Genomic DNA, 18429 nt, shown 5'->3' on the forward strand with positions numbered 1-18429 from the left:
TCAGAATTCGATGCCCAGCCCGGCGCCGGTCAGAAATCCGCCGATATTGATGGGCGTGTCCGCGGGCTTGAGCCGGCAGTAGGTATAGTCAAGAAATATATCGAGAACGATCGCCTCCTGCAGCCGGATCATGGTCCCGATTTTGGCCAGGGCTCCGACATGGGCCTTGTCGACGTTCCCGATGGGGTTGATCTCGTTGAAATGGAAATATCCGACACCCAGACCGGCGTAAAAATCCGTGCGGCCGGACGTCGTCATGTATTTCAATCCGCCTCCGATCGGAAAGATCTCCAGCTTGGTTTCTTCCCGGGTGAAGCTGAGTTCGCCTTTTTTGGTGTAGAGATGGCCGCCGAGCCAGAACCCGATGTTTTTCCAGGGCCGGATGGTCGCCTCGGCTCCGTAGGTCCAGCCGCCGCCGTAGATGGCCCGAAAGACCCGGTCGGAGGGACTGAAGTGGTGAGCCTTGACGACGACGGTGAAATCCTGAGCCAGCCCGGCGGCATGAAGAACAAGAATCGACGCCGGGATGAGGAAACATTTTTTCATGGTCAACGATCCGGTTAACGGACGACGATCTCGGCCGTGCCCCCCTCGTTTCCCCAGACATCCACGGCCGTGCAGATGTAATGGTAGGATTTGTCTCGGGCGACGTTCCGGTGCCAATAGGTCGTCGACGAAACGTCGATTTCGGTTTCCAGCGACCGGACTCCGTCGACGACAAGATAGATCCGGAAAGAGACGGCGCCGGGATCGCCCGGGTTCCGGGACCAGATCAGGATGTTGATATATTCGAATTGGGACAACGACCGGTTGAGGTATTTATAACCGCGGAACTGGAGCGGAGGATGACGGAGCCGGGCGGCGACGAGCTCCCCGTCTCCATCGAATTGGGTGAGGAAAACATCGGCGCATCCGTCGCTGGTCAGAAACTCCGAGGATGGGCCGGGATCGAAATCGGCCGAAAGATGGAAACGCCCCGTGACGAAGGCGTTGCCCCGGCCGTCGACCGCAAGCCCCCAACCGGCTTGGAGGCTATCCGGGTCGTTTTCGGGGCCGCCGAAAGACCGGGCCCAGAGGCATTTTCCCTCCGGATCGTATTTGACAAGGAAAATATCTCCGACCTCGGGACCGCCTTTTGGAATCAGGATGTTTTCCTTTTCACCGGGATCGAAGTCGGTCGCACCGCTGAAAGACCCGGTGACGAAGACGTTGCCGTTTTTGTCGACGGCGACGGCGGTACCGAAATCGTGGTACACGCTCCCGGCCCCGACGGCCCAGAGAAAATCGCCGTCCGTCGCGTACTTGGCCGTGAAGATGTCGCTTTCGCCTCGAGCGATAAGGGGAGGCGTTTCCCTCTCGGAATCGAAATCCGCGGTTCGGCTGAACTCGCCGGTCAGAAGGATGCTTCCGGCATTATCGAGGGCCAGCGCACCGGAAGCGACCTGAATCGAGCCGGAGCCTCCGGCGCGACTCTCCCAGAGGATTTCTCCCGAAGCGTCAAACTTAACGACAAACAGATCTCCGGAGAGGAGCCCGGCGACGACAATCCGGCCTTCGGCATCCATCCGGACGGCCCGGCCCTGGTCCTCTCCGGGGCTTCCAAGGGCCTTTCCCCAGCGGAATTCCCCGAGCGAAGAATAAACGGCGATAAAAGCATCCGACGAGCCGGAGTCCGAGGTGAAGACGGCATCCGTCCCCGCTTTTCCGGATGGGTCGAGATCGATCGTTCCGCGGAAAGACCCTGTGACCGCGATATGACCGTTGGAGGCGGCCGACAAAGCCAGGGTGGGTTCGAAGGCCGCGTCCTCATCATCCGAAGGCGGAAGGCCGTCGGGATCGAGTTCGAAGACCCAGAGCAAAGCGCCGTCGCCGTCATATTTGGCGATGAACGTCCTGGTTCGGCCTTCTCCGTCGAGGAAAAAGCGGCCGGCCAGGACAACATGTCCTTCAGGATCGAGATCGAGGGCCAGAGGCTTGTCCGGACCCTCGTCTCCCAGGGTGACGACCCACAGGAATTTCCCCGCCGGGTCATACTTGGCCAGAAAGATGTCGACGGCATCCTGTCCCGTCAAGGGGTCGGCCGGATCTCCCGAGGCGGTGCGTCGGGCCGTCTCCGGGCCGGGATCGAAATCCACCGTTCCCTGAAAGCATCCGGCGATAAAGATGTTCCCGTCATCGTCCACAACGACATGTTGGCCCGAATCGGTGTGGGGGCCTCCGATTTTAAAGAGAACCTGTCCCCCGGCAAATGAGGCCAGGGCGATCAAGGCCCAACCGAGGAAAAATCCGCGTGCCGGAATGGTTTTCATCGTTATCTCCAAATATCTCCGACCGATGTTTATTTTATATCTTTTTCCGGAAAAGGCAACCATCCGGCCCCGAAAGGCATCTTTCATTTTGAGGACGCATGATGAATTCGACAACGGTTATGGCGGCGACGGCGCGAATCGGCGATAATATCTCCTGGAAACAGGAACGCCGATTCGAGGGAGTTGTCATGACGAGTCCGGACAACGGCCGTCTCGGAACTTCGGAGGCGGCCCGGGCCGCCATTGACCCAGAAATTCTGGAAAGAGCCCGAAACGGGGACATCGGAGCCATGGAATCCATTTATGGGCATTTCAAGCGTCCCGTCTTCGGGATCGCCTGGCGGTATACCGGGAATGCCGCGGCCGCCGAGGACCTCCTGCAGGATGTTTTCCTCAAGGTCTTCTCCAACATCCGGGACGTTCGGAATACGGAGACATTCGCCGGATGGGTGTATAAAATCGCCGTCAACACCTGTTTCAGCTACCTGAGAAAGATGAAAACCCGGTTTGATAAAACCGTCCCCCTGAGCGATGTCGAGGGGAGGCTGGACGAGGCGGCCTACGATTCCCATGAGACCGATTTGGCCAAGTCGATCGACGAGGCGGCCGCGGCGCTTCCGCCCGGACTGCGCAGCGTTTTTCTGCTCTACGACGTCCAGGGTTTCAAACATGAGGAAATCGCCGGTATTCTGGGCTGCTCCGTGGGGAACTCCAAGTCCCAGCTCTTCAAGGCGCGCATGAGGATCCGGGAATTTCTCAAAGCCCGTCAGGCGATATGAGAGGCGAGGGAGATTGAACATGAGATGTGCAACGGCCAGAAAACAGATCAGCGAATATGGCGGCGTCCGGGCGAATGAGAGAAAAGCCGGGCGACTGGACGCCCATTTGGCGACGTGTTCCGAATGCCGGGAGATCCTGAAGGACTTCCAGGCCATCGCCGCGGGAGCCAGCCGCTTGGAAACGCCCGATCCTCCCGAAAGGGTTTGGCTGCGGATCCGGTCCGAATTGGAGAAATCCGCGGTTTCGGAACCCGCCGTACGTTCGGTGCGGGCTGAAGCTCCGCGGCGGAGTTTTCGGTCGCTCGGCCCGGCCTGGCGATTCGCCGCGGCCGCCGCGCTTCTTCTGGTTGCGGTCGGCGGGGGAATCTTCTTGGGCGTCCGCATGGGGCGGCAGAGCGTTCCCGTGCTTGCGGAAAACGGCGAAAGGACCGCCCTGGCCAAACTGGATGAAGCCGAACGGTATTACATTCTGGCCATCCAATCCTTGAGCGAGGCTTTTGCCGACGAAAGGGAAAACCTGCCGGTCGAGATCGCGGAAATCTTCGAAAAGAATTTCGAAGTTTTCGACGCCACGATCCAGGTTTGCCGGGAGGCCGTGCTCATGGCGCCCGAAGACATCCAGGCGAGGGCTTTTCTCCTGTCCGCCTACAGGGAAAAAATGGCCTTTATGGACGACGCCCTGTCGTTTCAGGATGCATCCTGGGTGACAACGTCCGGGCCGGCCCGGGATACGCTTTAAATGAGAATTTTTGAATCAACATGGAGGTTGAGATGAGAAACAGATCGGAAAAACGTTACGGAGCGGCCTTCCTGGCCGCGGGTCTCGTCCTGGCCATGGCCCTGTCCGGCTCGGCCCGGGACCGTGAAACCTACGAGGAAAAATTCGAAAAGGTCGAAAGCCTGGCCCGGGACGGCCGGATTTTCCTCAGCAACCTCAGCGGGACGATCGATGTCAAGGTCTGGAAGGACGAGAAAGTCCGCATCGAGGCCGTGAAGGTGTCCCGGGCCGCAACACAGGAGGCGGCCAGGGAGAATGCCGGTCAAGTGACCATCGAGGTGGCCCGTGAGGCCGGGGAACTTCGCATCGAAACCAAGTATCCCCGCCGGAAGGGCGGCTGGGGGGACAGATCCCTCAACATCTCCGTGAATTACACGCTGTGGATTCCCGACAAAGCCTCGCCTGAAATCAAGTCCATCAGCGGCGACATCAAAGTCGAAGCCGCCGGCGGCGCGGTCAAGGCCGGGGCAATCAGCGGCGGCGTGGACATTCTCGGCGCAGCCGGAAACGTCGACGTCAATGTTGTCAGCGGCGGCATCCGGTTGGAAAACATCTCCGGCGATGTCTATCTCAAGGCCGTGTCCGGAAGCATCGAGGTGGCCCGGGTCAAAGGGTCGATTCAGGCGGAAACGGTCAGCGGCCGAGTCCGGCTCGAAGACGTGTCCGAAGCGCGGACCGTCAGGGCCAAATCGCTGAGCGGGGGCATTGTCTATAACGGAACGATCGATGCCAAGGGCCGATATACGATGGAAAGCCACAGCGGCAATGTGAGAATGACCATCCCGGCCGCGTCTGCGTTCGACTTCAACGCCAAAACCTTCAGCGGCGTCATCGAAACGGATTTCCCGATCGAGGTTTCCGGAAAGATTTCGCCGCGCGAGCTCCGGGGCGTTGTCGGCGGCGGCGGAGCGGATATCAAGCTTTCGTCGTTCAGCGGCAACATCGAGCTCCGTAAAAACAACTAACATCTTTACCGAAGTCTCAGAGCCGGCGCGCAGTTCCCGTTCGGGGCTGCGCGCCTTTTTTATTTATAGCCCGGTTATCGTATAATAGCCCGCCTGCCGCCCAAACGGCGGGACACATGACCGGAGCGCTTGTTTTCCCGGCCCTCGGCCAATATGTCGGGCTGCCTGCGGTTTTCCTTGTGAGCGGTGCGCTTCTCCTGGCCAATGCCGTCTTCGGACTGTTTGTTTTTCGAAACGACCGCTACGATTGACCCTCCAAATGCCCTGCACCCGGCCGCCTTTTTGTGGGCCGGGTGTGTTAAACTTCAAGGACAAGGCGATGATAGCGACTTACGGTTCCGGATTTGATGTCGTTCTGGTGAGCGGCGAGCCCTGGGCCGATCATCCCTTGTCTCCGGTCGGAGTCATCGCCCGGGTGCTGGAAGCCGAGGGCTTGAGCGTCGGAATCATCGAGCGGCCGGAATGGACATCGGCGGACGATTTCCGGCGTCTCGGCCGCCCGCGGCTTTTCGCCGGCCTGACCTCGGGCTCCATCGACAGCATGCTGGTCAATACCACGCCTTTGAAGAGGCGCCGGGAGAAGGACCCGCATGCCCCCCATGTCTCGAGATTGCCGGACCGGGCCGTCATTGTCTATGCCAACAGAATCCGGGAGGCCTTCCCCGGCGTCCCGGTCGTATTGGGAGGCATCGAGGCCTCGCTCCGGAGATTCGCCCACTACGATTACTGGGAAAATCGGGTGAGACGAAGTCTTCTTCTCGACACGCGGGCGGATATCCTGGTCTACGGCCCGGGAGAGACGGCTGTTGTTGAGATCGCCCGCCGATTCCGCGAAGGCGCTGATCTCGACGGCATTCCCGGAACCTGTGTCATCCGCTCCTCGCCGCCCGCGGAGGCGGCCGTTCTGCCTTCGTTCGAGGACGTCGCCGAGGATCCCGAAGCGTTTCGGCGAGCCCAGAACATGCTGGGGAACGACCGGCTTCTCGCCCAGGGACACGCCGGGCGCTTTGTCGTCCAATATCCGGCACCGGTCATCACTTCGGATGAACTGGACCGAATCTATGGACTGCCGTTCTCTCGGCGGATCCCGGAGAATTTCCCGCAGTTCGACATGGCCCGCTTTTCCGTTGTCACTCATCGGGGTTGCACCGGGCGGTGTTCGTTCTGCGCGCTGGCCTTTCACCAGGGTCCGAGAATCATCTCGCGCAGCGAGGCGTCCATTCTGGAAGAGATCCGCCGTTTGGTCCGCATGCCGGATTTCAAAGGTTATGTCGATGATCTCGGCGGCCCCACGGCCAACATGTACGGCATGGATTGCCGGCGGCCCTGCCGGGATGGACATTGCCTTGACTGTCCCGAGGCCGACCTGAGCCATGCCCGCCTGATCGACCTGATGCGGAAGGCCCGGGAGATTCCCGGCGTAAAGAAAGTGTTTGTCCGCAGCGGCGTGCGCTTCGATCTGGCCGTGCGAAGCCCCGAGTATGTCCGAGAACTGGCCCGGCACCATGTCTCGGGGCTTTTGAAGATTGCGCCCGAACACGTCTCGCCCCGGGTTCTCGAACTCATGAACAAGTCCGGCGGAAGCCCGGAGGTCCTCGAAAAATTCCGCCGGATATTCGCTGCCTCGGGAGGGGACCTCCGGCAGCACCTGAAATATTATTTCATGGCCGCCCATCCCGGGAGCTCGGATCGCGAAGCGAACGAGCTGGCCCGGTTCATCCGCCGGCTCGAATCCGCCGGGGAGCGGCCCGTCGAGGGTGTCCAGGTCTTCACGCCGACGCCGATGACCCGCTCGACATGCATGTATCACACGGGGATGATTCCGGAGACCGGAGAACCCGTCCATGTGCCTCGGACTTACGAAGAGAAGAAGCGGCAGCTTCGGATGCTCGCACGGTGCTGACGGCGGCCGGTTGCGCATCCGGGCGCAGTCGGTCTATGATGGGCCTTCGGAAAAAACCATGGAAGACATCGCCCGCGGCGTCCGCTCGTTCAGCATCGGTACGGCCATAAGCCGCGTTCTGGGGCTCGTCCGCGAGTCGGTCTTCGCCTGGCTTTTCGGAGCCGGACGGTCGACGGACGCCTTCGTGGCCGCCTTCCGCATCCCCAACCTTCTGCGCGATCTGTTCGCCGAGACCGCCCTGTCCGCGGCCTTTGTCCCGGTCCTGGCCTCCGAAAAGGCGAAGGGGAAGGAGGCTCAGAACCGTTTTGCTTCCAACGTTTTCAATGTCCTGTTTTTGGCCGCCGGTCTGGTTTCGATCGCCGGCGTATTTCTCTCTCCCCAACTGGCCCGTTTGATAGCCGTCGGCTTTGGCGGCGTTCCCGAAAAGATCGAGCTCACGGCCCGGCTGACGGCCGTCGTCTTTCCCTTTCTCCTTTTTATCGCTCTGGCCGCCTGGGCCATGAGCTACCTCAACACGGAGGGGTCCTTTTTCCTGCCCTCCCTGGCTCCGGCTTTTTTCAATATGGCGTCCATCGCCGTGCCGGTCGGACTTTACGGCTGGTTTGTCCGCCGCGGCGGCGATCCGATATACGGTATGGCCATCGGTGTCGTCGCCGGGGGCCTCATGCAGTTTCTTGTCCAGATTCCCGGACTCCACCGGAAAGGTTTCCGTTTCCGCCCCGTCATCGATTTCAGGGATCCGGCCCTGCGGCGCGCCCTGGCGTTGTTCATTCCCGTCGCCGTCGGGCTGGCCGCGTCCCGGATCAACATCACCGTGAGCACGGTTCTCGTTACTCTGCTCGAGGAAAAAAGCATGACCTGGCTGAACTACGCCTTCCGGGTCATGCATCTGCCCCTGGGCCTTTTCGGGATCGCCGTGGGCACCGTGGCCCTGCCGCGATTGTCGCGCCTGGCGGGAGAAGGGCGGCTGGAGGAGATTCGGGAAACGGTCACGGATTCCCTGAAAATGGTTTTTGTCATGACGATTCCGGCGGCGGCCGTGATGGCCTTTCTGGCGTCTCCGATCACCCGGCTCATTTATGAACGGGGCAAATTCACGCCGCTCGATACGGCCGCAACAGCCCAGGCCCTTGTCCTCTATCTTCTCGGCATCCCCTTCATGTCCGCCCTGAGAAACGCCGCCGCGGCGTTCTATGCCTGGAAAGACGCCCGGACCCCCATGCGTGCGGGCCTGGCCTCCATCGCGGCCAACATCGTCCTCAACCTGATCCTGATGCGGCCGCTGGGTTTTCTGGCTTTTCCTCTTTCTGCGACGATTGCGTCCGTTCTGAATCTCGGGATTCTGATGGCTCTTCTGCCCCGGAGGATCGGGCCGACGGACTGGGGGCCCCTGGCCGGTTTCTTCCTGAGGACAACGGCTGCCGCGGCGGTGGGCGGTGCGGCGGGTTGGTTCTTAAACACGGAGCTCGCCCGGATTCCGGGGCCGGCTTTCCTGTCGTCTCTGCTCGGGGTTGTTTTGGCCGGTGCGGCCGCCCTGGCGGTCTTTTATGCGGCCGGACGCCTGCTCGGACTTCGCGAGATCCGGGATTATGCTGTGAGGTTCCTCAAGTGACGGAAAAGCATTCCCTTTCGACGGCTTCCGAGGCCCGGGTCCGCCGAGCCGCGCTGCTCGTTTCCGTCCTGGCCTCATTTTTAACCCCCTTTATGGGATCCTCGGTCAATATCGCTCTTCCGATGATCGGCCGGGAATTCCATCTGACGGCGGTTTCCCTGGGCTGGATTGCGACCGCCTATCTCCTCGCGGCCGCGGTCTTCCTTGTTTCGTTCGGCCGGTTGGCCGACATTGTCGGACGGAAAAGAATTTTTTCCCTGGGTCTCGTCGTCTACACGGCGGCGTCTCTTTTCTCCGCGCTTTCGCTCTCCGCGCCCATGCTGATTGCGGGCCGGCTGGCCCAGGGCCTCGGCGCCGCGATGATCTTCGCCACGGGCGTCGCCATCCTGACCTCGGTTTATCCGCCGGGAAGCCGGGGGAAGGCCCTCGGCATCAACACGGCGGCCGTTTATCTCGGACTCTCGTTGGGGCCCGTTCTCGGCGGCTTTCTTGTCCAGAATTTCGGCTGGCGAAGCATCTTTTGGGTCAATGTCCCCATGGGACTGGCCGCCTTGATTTTTCTGGGAGCGCGGCTCGAAGGCGAATGGGCGGAGGCGAAAGGGGAGAGGTTCGACGTTTGGGGGGCGGTGACTTACGGCCTCGGTCTGGCCGCCTTCATGTACGGCTTTTCCCGCCTGCCGTCGTGGCCGGCCGCCCTGCTGGCGGCGGCCGGGATCATGCTTCTGGCCGCCTTCGCCGTTTGGGAAACGCGAACGACGGCGCCGCTGCTCGATGTCCGCCTTTTTCTGCAAAACCGGGTCTTCGCCTTTTCCAATCTGGCCGCTCTCATCAACTACAGCGCCACGTATGCCGCCGGTTTCCTGCTGAGCCTGTATCTGCAGTATAACCTCGGCTTCGGTCCCCAGGCGGCGGGATTGATCCTCATCATCCGTCCGCTCATCATGGCCGCCTGCTCGCCCGCTGCAGGCCGGATCTCCGACCGAATCGAACCCCGGGTCATCGCCTCGGCCGGCATGGGGCTTTCGGCCGCGGGGCTCGGGGTCTTCGCCTTTCTCAGCCCGAGCTCGTCCTTGTCTTTTCTGGCTTTCGGCTTGGCCCTTCTGGGGGTGGGCTTCGGCCTTTTCGCCTCCCCCAACACAAACGCGATCATGGGTTCCGTCAAACGACGCCATTTCGGCGTCGCCGCCGCCGCTTTGGGAACGATGCGGTTGACGGGACAGATGCTGAGTCTCGGGATCACCACGAGCATTCTGTCCGTGATCATGGGGAGAGTTCCGGTTTCCGCGGGAAACCTCGATCTTCTGCTCCAAAGCGTTCGCACGGCGTTTGCGGTTTTCGCCGTCCTCTGTGTCGCGGGAATGCTGGCCTCCCTGGCCCGAGGCAACCGCGGCGGGGAATTCAAAAAGGAGTAAGCGTATGGAAATCAAACTTGTCACGACTTACGGCATTCATACTTATGAAGTCGATTTCGAGGGCCGGGTCCATCCGGCCTCACTTTTAAATTATCTCCAGGATGCCGCGGGGAGGCATGCCCTCGCCCACGGCTTCTCGGTTCCCGATCTTGTCCGAAAAGGCTTGACCTGGGTCCTGTCCCGCTATCATGCCCGGATATTCCGATACCCGATGTTGGGCGAAAACGTCGAGGTTCAAACCTGGCCGTCGGGCCGTCAGGGCGTGTTCGCTCTCCGCGACTTCATAATGACGGGTGCGGACGGCGGGACCGTCTTGACGGCGACGAGTTCCTGGATGATTCTTGATCTGAAATCGAAAAAACCCGTCCGGATGGACGGTTTGATTCCGGCCGAGGCCGTCCTCGAGGAACGGGCGCTCCCCGATGATTTCCGATCGCTGCCCGAAGTCGAGGAGACGCCGGATCCGGTGCGCTTCCCCGTCCGCAGACAGGACCTGGACTTCAACCGCCACGTCAACAATGTCGTCTACATCCAATGGGGGTTGGAGGCCGTTCCCCGAGATGTCCTCATGACGTCTCGGCCGTCGCGCATCGAAATCTCCTACAAGGCCGAGGCCTTTCTCGGCGATGCGATCCTCTCCGGGGCGAGGGAGGAGGCCGGCGGCGAGGGACGAACGTTCCTGCACCGGATCGCCCGCGAATCCGACGGCGCCGAAATCGCCAGAATGCGGACCTCCTGGGCTTAAAAAGGTTCCCGTCGGCTTGATTTTGTACGTTAACACAGCCATAATGAATTCGTGAGAATAACCATGGTAGCTCGAATGAGAAAAACTCATTTGGCGGTTTGGATGCTCGTCCCGGTCTTGTTGATCGCCGCCGCTCTGGCTTCGGCATCCGTCCAGAAACAGTCCCTTCCCTCTTCCTATAAGAAGTGGCTGGAGGAAGAAGTCGTCTATATCATTACCTCCATCGAGAAGGAGGTCTTCCTAAAGCTTCAATCCGACCGCGAAAGGGACATGTTCATCGAGGCCTTCTGGAAACAGCGTGACCCCACGCCGGGAACGCCGGACAACGAATTCCGGACGGAGCATTACCGCCGGATCAGCCATGCCAACCGCTATCTCGGCCGGGAGACTCCGCGCCCGGGCTGGCGCACGGACAGGGGTCGGATCTACATCATCCTGGGTGAACCGGGCGAAATCCAAAGATTTGACGGCAGCTCCGGTGTCTATGCCGCCGAAATCTGGTTTTACCAGAATAAGGAGGATCTCGGCCTCCCGACGGGATTCAATGTCGTTTTCTTCAAGGAAGGCGGCCACGGCGAATACCGTCTCTATAGTCCGACGCGCGACGGGCCCCAGGCGCTCCTGGCCGGATATATGGGCAGCCCGACGAATTATGAACAGGCTTACCAGGACCTCCGGGAGATCCAGCCGGCCCTGGCCAGTGTTTCCCTATCCCTGGTTCCCGGCGACTCGTCGGGGACCTTTGGACGGCCGTCGCTGTCGTCGGATGTCCTTATTCAGCGCATCGAAACGACTCCCCAGAGCGTGATCCGGGATATCTATGCGCGCAAGTTTCTCGAATACAAGGATATCGTCGAGGTCGAATACACGGCCAATTACATGGACAGCGAGGCGCTGCTGCGGGTTTTTCGTGGGCCGTCGACGGGAACGGCCTTCGTCCACTTCGCCATTCAGCCGATGAGGCTCTCCGTCAATCAGTTCGACCGGAGATACATGACGACTCTCAAGCTCAACGGCAATCTGACGGCCCTCGACGGCCGCCGGGTCTACCAGTTCGACAGGACTTACAACATCGAGCTCACGGAAGAGCAGATTCGCGCGGCCAACGTCCAGCCCTTCAACCTCCTGGATGCCTTTCCCATTGTTCCCGGTGAGTACCGCCTGTCGCTTCTGCTCAAGAATGAAATTTCCAAGGAATTCTCCTCTTTTGAACAGAACCTGTCCGTGCCCGCCGAGGGTGCGGGTATACTCCTGACGCCTCCCCTCCTGACCTACCGGACGGCCGCCGCCGGGGAGGTCCCGGGGGCCTTGCGGTCCTTCCAGCTCGGGCCGATCCGGCTCTACGCACAGCCGAACCGGGTTTTTCTGCGCAACGAGACGCTCGGCGTCGTTTTTCAGGTGCTGGGTTTGGACAGGGAGAAACTCGACGCCGTCGGGATCCGGGTTTCCTTCACGCGGGACGGGGAGATCATCAGCGAAAAGTCCTATCGCGCCTCCCAATTTCCCCAACTTCCCAATGTCGTTCTGGAATTCGACCTATCCGAATTTCCGCCCGCCCACTACGGTGTCCGGGTCGCTGTCGTTTCCGGCGGCCGGGATATCGTGACGTCCGCGGAAGAATTTGACGTCACCTATGCCGAAGCAATGCCTCGTCCCTGGGTCTTCTCGCGCCTCTCCCCGGCGGCCGGGTCGGCCGTGCAGGAACTCGTTCTGGGCACGCAGTTTTTCAATCTCGGCCGCATCTCCGAGGCCCGCCTTTATTTGGAACGGGCCGCGGCGGGAATGCCGGATTCCGCCGAAGCGGCGTTGGCGCTGGCCAACCTCCTGGCGTCGCAGGAAGAATACGCCTCCGCGGCCGGCGTTCTGGAGAAGTTTCTTGTCGACGACGCCGGGGCCGACTACGAGGTCTTCATTCAAGCGGGAACGGCGTTCAGGGAGGCTGGCGATCCCGGCCGGGCGCTCGAAATCTTCGAGCAGGCCGTAAAAAGGTTCGGGATCAACGCTTCGCTTCTGAATGCGGTCGGAGAATGCCACTTCGATCTGGGCAACGCTTCCGAAGCCCGGGCAGCCTGGGAAAGATCTTTGGAGCTCAGCTCCGACCAGCCCGAAATCCGAAAAAAAATCGAAAACATCACAAAGAAATAAGTCACTCTCCCGGAGGTCACCATCATGATAACCAGAATCTCGAAACCCGGCGCAAAGAAGCGCCTCGTGCGAGGCGGCCTCGTTGCGGCCATCCTCATCGCCTGCCTTGTCCCGTCCACCGCCCAGGAAAACCTCGGCCGAGGGCGGGTCACGGGACAGGTCGTCGATAATTCGGGAAATCCGATCGAAGACGCTCTCATCGTCGCCCAGAGTCTGCAAAGCACAGCCAAACTCGAGGGGAAATCCGACAGGAAAGGGAATTTCGCCATTGCCGGTTTCGGAACGGGGATGTGGCGGTTCACGGCCACGAAGGAGGGGTATGCTTCAGCCTTTGTGGACCAGGAAATCCGGCAGCTCCGGGCCAATACGCCGGTCCGGATCGTTCTGGAAAAACTCACGGGACTCGCCGCTTTTCAAGCGGACAAAGCCGGGCAGGAACTGCTCGAGAAAGGCAATGCCTTGTTCGAGGAAGGCCGTTACGACGACGCCGTCCGGATCTTCGAGGAATTTTCCCAACGGTATCCCGAAGTTTATCAGGCCCGGATCAACATCGCCTCAAGTCACTTCAGGAAAGGCGACCTGGAGTCGGCCGAGACGGAATACACGCAGATCCTGGAAACGATCCGCAAGGCCGTCGGCGGATACTCCGCGGACAAAGCGACTTCGGTTCGGGCCCTGACGGGATTGGGGGAAATCCAGCTCGCCAAACAGAATTTCGAGGAAGCCCGGGATTTTTTCAGCCAGGGCTTGGCGCTCTCTCCGGAAGATGAGGCGGCCGCCTACAATGTCGGGGAGATCTTTTTCTCGAACCAGCAAATCGACGAGGCCATCAAGTACTTCGAAATGGCCATTCGCATCAAGCCGTCCTGGTCCAAAGCCTATCACAAGCTGGGACTTGTTTATCTCAACAAGGGGGATTTCGAAAAGTCCCTCGAGTACTTAAGAAAGTTCATCGAGATCGATCCCGAAAACCCCGAGGTTCCGACCGTCAGAAACATCATCGACACGATCTCCAAGATGAAAAAATAAACCGGAGGTTCGGCCGGGGGCGGCCGGGCTCCGACCCAAGGAGACGACAATGACCAAGAAGATGCTTGTGGGCTTTTCCGGACTCCTGCTCCTCATGGCGTGCGGAACCGGCGGCGATCCATCGGAGAATCTTGCGGAAGCGAAAGGAAACAAGCTCATGGATGTGACGAAGGACGCTTTCGGTGTTTTACCGGACGGCAAGGGAATCGATCTCTACACGCTGACGAATGCCAACGGTCTCAAGGCCGGGCTCATCACCTACGGCGCGACGCTCGTTTTTCTCGAGGTCCCGGATAAAAACGGTGCCCTCTCCGATATCGTTCTCGGACACGACAACCTGGAGGGTTACCTGTCAGCGAGCCCCTATTTCGGTTCGACCGTCGGGCGCTACGGAAACCGTATCGCCGGAGGACGCTTCGTCCTCGGCGGCGTGACGTATCAACTGGCGACGAACGACGGGGCCAATCACCTTCACGGCGGCATCAAGGGCTTCGACAAGGTCGTCTGGAACGCCGAAACCGTCCGCGAATCCGAGGCCGTCGGCGTCAGGTTCACTTATCTCAGCCCGGACGGCGAGGAAGGCTATCCCGGGAGCCTGAAATGCACCGTCACTTATGCCTTGACCAACTCCAATGAGCTTCGCATCAACTACGAGGCGGAAACGGACAGGGCGACACCCATCAATCTGACCCACCACAGCTACTTCAACCTCGCCGGGGCGGGAACCCGCGACATCCTGGGCCATGAGCTCGGGCTCGAAGCCGACGCTTATCTTCCCGTCGACGCCGGACTGATTCCGACCGGTGAGATCGCCCCCGTTCAGGGAACGCCCATGGATTTCACCTCTCCCGCAACCATCGGTTCTCGGATCGCCGAGGTCGAAGGCGGATATGATCACTGTTATGTCTTGAGGAGCCCCGGGGGGGAATTGGCCCTCGCCGCGACGGTCCGCGATCCGGACACAGGCCGGGTCATGGAGATTCTGACAACGGAACCGGGCATCCAGTTCTATTCAGGAAATTTCCTCGACGGGTCGATCACCGGGAAAAACGGCCGGGCCTATCAAAAGCACTTCGGTTTCTGTCTTGAAACCCAGCGCTTTCCGGATTCTCCCAACAAGCCGCAATTCCCGTCGACCATCCTCGAACCGGGAACGATCTACCGGAGCCTGACCGTCCACCGTTTTTTAACGCGCTGATAACGGTCCGCCGGATTCTTCGGCTTTGATATCCGGCTTCGGCTGGTGTAAACTGACCGCGCGCGGCCATACGCCGTGCCGAGGAGTTCCCCCGATGCCCGAAAATGTGTACGACGAACTGAAAGCGCGAGGTTTCATCGCCCAAGTCTCCGACGAGGAGGCCGTCCGCCGCATGATCGGCGGCGAGAGGGTGACGTTCTATATCGGCTTCGACGGCACGGCCGAAAGCCTGCATGCCGGAAGCCTTGTGCCCATCATGGCCATGATGCATTTGAAGAGGGCCGGGCACCGTCCCATCGCCATTGTCGGCGGCGGGACGACCATGGTCGGCGACCCAAGCGGGCGGACTGAAATGAGGCGGATTCTCGACGAAGAGACCATCCGCGCCTTCGGCCGGAGGATCCAGGACCAGCTCGACCGCTATCTTCACTTCGACGGCGACGCCTCCCTGGCCCTCGACAACGCCGACTGGCTTCTGTCCCTGAATTATATAGCCTTCCTCAGGGACATCGGCCGCCATTTCAGCGTCAACCGGATGCTGACCGCCGAAGCCTACAAGCTCCGCCTGGAAAAGGGCCTGTCCTTCATCGAATTCAACTACCAACTCCTTCAGGCCTATGACTATCTCGTGCTGTTCCGGCGTTACGGCTGCCGTCTCCAGATGGGCGGCGACGACCAGTGGGGGAACATCCTGGCCGGTGTCGATCTCATCCGCCGGGTCGAGAGCGCCCAGGTCGAAGCCCTGACGTTCCCGCTCCTGACGACGGCGGGCGGGGCGAAGATGGGAAAGACGGCCGAGGGCGCCGTCTGGCTCGACGCCGGAATGTTCAGCCCCTACGATTATTACCAGTACTGGATCAACTGCGACGACCGCGATGTCGGGCGTTTTCTGAAGCTCTACACGTTGCTCTCCCTGGACGAGATTGCCGGGCTCGCGCCGGCCGATGCCGGCGCGGAGGCTCTGCGCGCGGCCAAGCGGATTCTGGCCTTCGAAGCCACGAAAATCACGCATGGTGAGAACGCCGCGGCGGAGGCCCGGGCGGCTTCGGAGGCGGCCTTCGGCGGCGCCGGGGATGTCGCGGCCCTTCCGACCACGGTCATCGCCGCGGACCGTCTGAAGGCCGGCGTGGGCGTTGTCGATCTTATTGTGGAATCCGGGCTGACCTCCTCGAGAGGTGAGGCCAAACGTCTCATCCAGCAGGGCGGAATTACCGCGGGCGAGACCCGAGTGGATGCCCTGGACCGGGTTTTCACGGATGCCGAAATCGGACCCGAAGGGATTCTCCTCCGCGCCGGAAAAAAGAAAGTCCGCCGCATCCTGGCCGGCTGATGTCCGCCGTCCCGGTTCTCAGGTCAGAATGACGCCCCCGCCGAGGACCGTGTCTCCGTCGTAAAATACCACGGCCTGTCCCGGAGAAATCGCGCGCTGGGGCTTGTCGAATTCCACGACGGCCGTGCCGTCTTTTCCGGGGGTGACGAGGGCCGGAGATTCGGCGTGTTTGTAGCGGATCCGGGCCGAGACTCTGAAGGGCCGGCGCGGTTTCACGCGGGAGATGAAGCGCACGTCGCCGGCCCGAAGGGTTTTCCGATAAAGCGCCTCTTCTTCCCCGACCCGGACGGTCCGCGCCGTCGCTTCAAGGGCGATGACATAGAGCGGCCGGGGAGCGGCGATTCCGAGGCCGCGGCGCTGGCCGATCGTGTAGCCGGCAATCCCCTTATGACTCCCCCGCAAGGCTCCCGACGTATCGACGATCGGGCCCGGACGGAAAAGGCCGGGAGCCGTATTCCTCAGATAAGCCTGGTAGTCGTCACCCGGGATGAAACAGATCTCGCGGCTTTCGGGTCTTTCGGCGGCGGAAAGACCGAGCGAACGAGCCATGGCTTTAACGGCGCTTTTAGTCATGTTGCCGACGGGAAACAGAATTCGGGCGAGGCGCGGCTGTGTCAGGGTGTAAAGGAAGTAGGATTGGTCGCGTGTTGCGTCCCGGGCTTTCTCCAACCGCCATTCCCTGGGGTTTTCCCGTCGGCTGATGCGGGCATAATGTCCCGTAGCCAGGAAATCGGCACCTGAAGCCCGGACTCCGCGAAAGAGAGCGCCGAACTTGATGAACCGATTGCAGAGGATGCAGGGATTCGGTGTCCGGCCCCGGCCGTAGGCCCGGCGGAAGGGCTCGATCACCCGCCGGGCGAAATCCTTGCGCAGATCCACAACATGATGCGGGATGCCGAAGCGTTCGGCGGCGCGCGCCGCGGCTGCGGTTGCGTCCGGACCTCCCGGCAGGCCGGCATTTCCGCAATCCCCAGAAGAGGGCAAGGCATCGAACAGAAGCATGGTGAAACCCAGAACATCATAGCCCTCTTCCTTGAGGATGGCCGCGGCGACGGAGGAATCCACGCCTCCGCTCATGGCGACGGCCGCCCGTATTTTTCTTCTCCTCATGAGAGATAGAATAGCACAGCCGCTTGCCAAAAAGCGTATTCCCCGCTATGTTATGGCGGTTCTTCCGGATTCGCGGGAGATCGAGGAAATTTTCGAATTCATTCGGATATCCTGACCCGAAAAAAGTTCATTTCCGGTATTGTTTTGCTCACTGATATGTGATATATTAGGAACGAAAAAAGAAGATGAAGATAGGGTTGATCGTGAAAGCTTCAATTTTCGACATCAAGCGCTATGCCGTGCATGACGGTCCCGGCATCCGGACGGCCGTCTTTTTCAAGGGCTGTCCCCTGCGCTGCCGCTGGTGTCACAATCCCGAGGGTGTGGAGACGCGAGCGGAACTGCTGACGCGGCCTGGGATTTGCGCCCGATGCTACGCCTGTCTTGAAACCTGTCCGCACGGGGCGCTGCGAAAAGACAAGGACGGGTCTGTGGTTGTGGATCACAATCTCTGCGATACCTGCGCCGCCTGCGTTGAGGCCTGCCCGACGGGCGCGCTCCAGATCGCCGGGCGGACCATTGGTCTTTTCGAGCTTCTGGACGAAGTCGAAAAAGACCGCATTTTCTACGACCAGTCCGGAGGCGGCGTCACGCTGACCGGCGGCGAGCCTTTGCTGCAACACGAATTCGCCGGGGCGTTTCTCGATGCTCTCCGGCAAAGGCGCATTCATTCCGTTCTGGACACTTCGGGCTATGCGCCGGAGGATGTCTTCCGCCGGACGGCCGCCCGGGCGGATCTTCTGTTGTTCGATCTCAAGACGGTGGATGATTCCCGGCACCGGAATTCGACCGGAGTTTCCAACCGCCTCATTCTTGACAATTTAAAATGGGCCGCCTCATCAGGGCCGCCCGTCAACATCCGCGTTCCCCTCGTTTCCGGCGTCAATGACGACGCGGACGAGATCGGGCGGATGGCCGACTTCATTGTCTCCCTGGGAACGGTTCGATCCGTGAATCTTCTTCCCTATCACAAGGGCGGCGTGGAAAAGGCCGAAAAACTGGGAAAGGCCTCGGCTTTTCCGGAGTTCCCCGCACTTCGGCCGGAGAGAATCCGGGAGATTCGGGATCTTTACCGGGACCGCGGATTAGCAGTCAAAACAGGAGGATGACGACC

Annotated in this window: 16 protein-coding genes; 13 read left to right on the top strand and 3 right to left on the bottom strand. The window is 60.6% G+C overall.

Annotation, left to right across the window (positions count from 1 at the left end; genetic code table 11):
- Together SCM96_03790 and SCM96_03795 are read right to left on the bottom strand one after the other, a co-directional pair.
- A complete protein-coding gene (locus SCM96_03790) occupies nt 1-546 on the bottom strand; it encodes a hypothetical protein (GenBank protein MDW7759744.1) in 546 nt (181 codons plus the stop codon).
- Nucleotides 547-560: 14 nt separating this feature from the next.
- The gene (locus SCM96_03795; GenBank protein MDW7759745.1) at nt 561-2309 is read right to left on the bottom strand and encodes an SBBP repeat-containing protein; all 1749 of its coding nucleotides are present in this window, start codon (nt 2307-2309) and stop codon (nt 561-563) included.
- Between the two features lie 98 nt (nt 2310-2407).
- On the opposite strand from SCM96_03795, the gene SCM96_03800 reads away from it, so the two are divergent.
- From SCM96_03800 to tyrS, 12 genes are all read left to right on the top strand, one after another.
- Complete coding sequence (locus SCM96_03800; GenBank protein ID MDW7759746.1) at nt 2408-3088, top strand: sigma-70 family RNA polymerase sigma factor; 681 nt, start codon at nt 2408-2410, stop codon at nt 3086-3088.
- A 19-nt stretch (nt 3089-3107) separates the two neighbouring features.
- Nucleotides 3108-3827: a hypothetical protein gene (locus SCM96_03805; GenBank protein MDW7759747.1), complete on the top strand. Its 720-nt coding sequence runs from the start codon at nt 3108-3110 to the stop codon at nt 3825-3827.
- A gap of 32 nt (nt 3828-3859) precedes the next feature.
- On the top strand, nt 3860-4831 hold the full coding sequence (locus tag SCM96_03810; protein MDW7759748.1) for a DUF4097 family beta strand repeat-containing protein: 972 nt from the start codon (nt 3860-3862) through the stop codon (nt 4829-4831).
- Between the two features lie 116 nt (nt 4832-4947).
- On the top strand, nt 4948-5082 hold the full coding sequence (locus SCM96_03815; GenBank protein ID MDW7759749.1) for a hypothetical protein: 135 nt from the start codon (nt 4948-4950) through the stop codon (nt 5080-5082).
- Nucleotides 5083-5150: 68 nt separating this feature from the next.
- Nucleotides 5151-6734, top strand: coding sequence for a YgiQ family radical SAM protein (locus SCM96_03820; GenBank protein MDW7759750.1), 1584 nt, complete (start codon nt 5151-5153; stop codon nt 6732-6734).
- Nucleotides 6676-8346 (top strand): murein biosynthesis integral membrane protein MurJ, encoded by a 1671-nt coding sequence (gene murJ / locus SCM96_03825; protein MDW7759751.1) that lies wholly within the window; start codon nt 6676-6678, stop codon nt 8344-8346. The genes SCM96_03820 and murJ overlap by 59 nt, the downstream gene beginning before the upstream one ends.
- Nucleotides 8343-9758, top strand: a complete 1416-nt coding sequence (locus SCM96_03830; GenBank protein ID MDW7759752.1) for an MFS transporter — start codon at nt 8343-8345, stop codon at nt 9756-9758. Before murJ ends, SCM96_03830 begins: the two co-directional genes overlap by 4 nt.
- A 4-nt stretch (nt 9759-9762) precedes the next feature.
- Nucleotides 9763-10503, top strand: coding sequence for a thioesterase (locus SCM96_03835; protein MDW7759753.1), 741 nt, complete (start codon nt 9763-9765; stop codon nt 10501-10503).
- Between the two features lie 75 nt (nt 10504-10578).
- On the top strand, nt 10579-12648 hold the full coding sequence (locus tag SCM96_03840; protein ID MDW7759754.1) for a GWxTD domain-containing protein: 2070 nt from the start codon (nt 10579-10581) through the stop codon (nt 12646-12648).
- 24 nt (nt 12649-12672) lie between these two features.
- A complete protein-coding gene (locus SCM96_03845) occupies nt 12673-13677 on the top strand; it encodes a tetratricopeptide repeat protein (protein ID MDW7759755.1) in 1005 nt (334 codons plus the stop codon).
- Between the two features lie 49 nt (nt 13678-13726).
- Nucleotides 13727-14875 (top strand): aldose epimerase family protein, encoded by a 1149-nt coding sequence (locus SCM96_03850; GenBank protein ID MDW7759756.1) that lies wholly within the window; start codon nt 13727-13729, stop codon nt 14873-14875.
- A gap of 94 nt (nt 14876-14969) precedes the next feature.
- Nucleotides 14970-16205 (top strand): tyrosine--tRNA ligase, encoded by a 1236-nt coding sequence (gene tyrS / locus SCM96_03855; protein ID MDW7759757.1) that lies wholly within the window; start codon nt 14970-14972, stop codon nt 16203-16205.
- Between the two features lie 18 nt (nt 16206-16223).
- Here the strand turns inward: tyrS and mnmA are convergent, their stop codons facing one another.
- The gene (mnmA, locus tag SCM96_03860; GenBank protein MDW7759758.1) at nt 16224-17315 is read right to left on the bottom strand and encodes a tRNA 2-thiouridine(34) synthase MnmA; all 1092 of its coding nucleotides are present in this window, start codon (nt 17313-17315) and stop codon (nt 16224-16226) included.
- A 203-nt stretch (nt 17316-17518) separates the two neighbouring features.
- Here mnmA and SCM96_03865 point away from each other — a divergent pair, with 203 nt between their 5' ends.
- On the top strand, nt 17519-18424 hold the full coding sequence (locus SCM96_03865) for a glycyl-radical enzyme activating protein (protein ID MDW7759759.1): 906 nt from the start codon (nt 17519-17521) through the stop codon (nt 18422-18424).
- Nucleotides 18425-18429: the final 5 nt, after the last annotated feature.

The organism is Acidobacteriota bacterium, from assembly GCA_033549365.1.
Taxonomy (GTDB): Bacteria; Acidobacteriota; Aminicenantia; order Aminicenantales; family Saccharicenantaceae; genus JAWSUF01.

Excerpts from the sequence above, each read along its gene's own strand:
- SCM96_03810 (MDW7759748.1), top strand. The coding sequence starts at position 3,860 with ATGAGAAACAGATCGGAAAAACGTTACGGAGCGGCCTTCCTGGCCGCG.
- SCM96_03850 (MDW7759756.1), top strand. The coding sequence starts at position 13,727 with ATGACCAAGAAGATGCTTGTGGGCTTTTCCGGACTCCTGCTCCTCATG.
- SCM96_03790 (MDW7759744.1), bottom strand. The coding sequence starts at position 546 with ATGAAAAAATGTTTCCTCATCCCGGCGTCGATTCTTGTTCTTCATGCC.
- murJ (MDW7759751.1), top strand. The coding sequence starts at position 6,676 with ATGTGCCTCGGACTTACGAAGAGAAGAAGCGGCAGCTTCGGATGCTCG.
- tyrS (MDW7759757.1), top strand. The coding sequence starts at position 14,970 with ATGCCCGAAAATGTGTACGACGAACTGAAAGCGCGAGGTTTCATCGCC.
- SCM96_03845 (MDW7759755.1), top strand. The coding sequence starts at position 12,673 with ATGATAACCAGAATCTCGAAACCCGGCGCAAAGAAGCGCCTCGTGCGA.
- SCM96_03820 (MDW7759750.1), top strand. The coding sequence starts at position 5,151 with ATGATAGCGACTTACGGTTCCGGATTTGATGTCGTTCTGGTGAGCGGC.
- mnmA (MDW7759758.1), bottom strand. The coding sequence starts at position 17,315 with ATGAGGAGAAGAAAAATACGGGCGGCCGTCGCCATGAGCGGAGGCGTG.
- SCM96_03800 (MDW7759746.1), top strand. The coding sequence starts at position 2,408 with ATGATGAATTCGACAACGGTTATGGCGGCGACGGCGCGAATCGGCGAT.
- SCM96_03840 (MDW7759754.1), top strand. The coding sequence starts at position 10,579 with ATGAGAAAAACTCATTTGGCGGTTTGGATGCTCGTCCCGGTCTTGTTG.
- SCM96_03795 (MDW7759745.1), bottom strand. The coding sequence starts at position 2,309 with ATGAAAACCATTCCGGCACGCGGATTTTTCCTCGGTTGGGCCTTGATC.
- SCM96_03805 (MDW7759747.1), top strand. The coding sequence starts at position 3,108 with ATGAGATGTGCAACGGCCAGAAAACAGATCAGCGAATATGGCGGCGTC.
- SCM96_03835 (MDW7759753.1), top strand. The coding sequence starts at position 9,763 with ATGGAAATCAAACTTGTCACGACTTACGGCATTCATACTTATGAAGTC.
- SCM96_03815 (MDW7759749.1), top strand. The coding sequence starts at position 4,948 with ATGACCGGAGCGCTTGTTTTCCCGGCCCTCGGCCAATATGTCGGGCTG.